A 565-nucleotide genomic window follows, 5' to 3' on the forward strand; every position below is an offset into this window, starting at 1 on the left:
CATGATCAACGACGCCGGACACCACCCGTCACCGTCCCTGGGCACGGGTCCCGGGTGGGACCGCCGCCCCGTCAGGACGCAGTGCGCCCGGACGAGTCCGGCCGGTCATTGCCGTTGACGACGACCACCTCGGTGGCGCTCTCGTAGGAGTAGGTGCGCCCGACGCTGTCCGGTTGGCGGGTGTCGGTGACGCGCCGGTCCTCCTCCACCGCGCGTCCGTGGTCGTCGCTCGCCCGGCCGTGTCCGGGCCGCAGCACAGCGGCGCCACAGAAGGTCGATGCCGTCGACCTTCTGTGGCGTCGCCCCCCAGGGAAGGTCAAGTCAAGCCCCTCGAAGGGGATTTCGTGCTACTCCGCGCCCGTCCCAGGGTGGACCGCAAGTCGCCGCGCAGAGGCAGCGCAGAGGCCCGGCAGGGCCTCCCGCAGGACGACGCGGGTGGGGCGGTGCGGATGCGAACGTGGCGGTGGGGCCCGGGGGTCGGGTCCGGGAGGGAACACCATGAACGCCAACCACTGGGCCGGACCGCGTCGTCGCGACCGGCTCGGCCTGCGGCTCGCCGCCGTCG

1 protein-coding gene is annotated in these 565 nt (G+C 73.5%); it reads right to left on the bottom strand.

Annotation, left to right across the window (positions count from 1 at the left end):
• Positions 1–71: 71 nt before the first annotated feature.
• Positions 72–257 (bottom strand): hypothetical protein, encoded by a 186-nt coding sequence (locus BI06_RS30385; RefSeq protein ID WP_043472832.1) that lies wholly within the window; start codon positions 255–257, stop codon positions 72–74.
• Between the last annotated feature and the right edge of the window lie 308 nt (positions 258–565).

The sequence above is a fragment of the Kitasatospora sp. MBT66 genome, from assembly GCF_000710405.2.
In the GTDB taxonomy this organism is placed as follows: Bacteria; Actinomycetota; Actinomycetes; order Streptomycetales; family Streptomycetaceae; genus Kitasatospora; species Kitasatospora purpeofusca.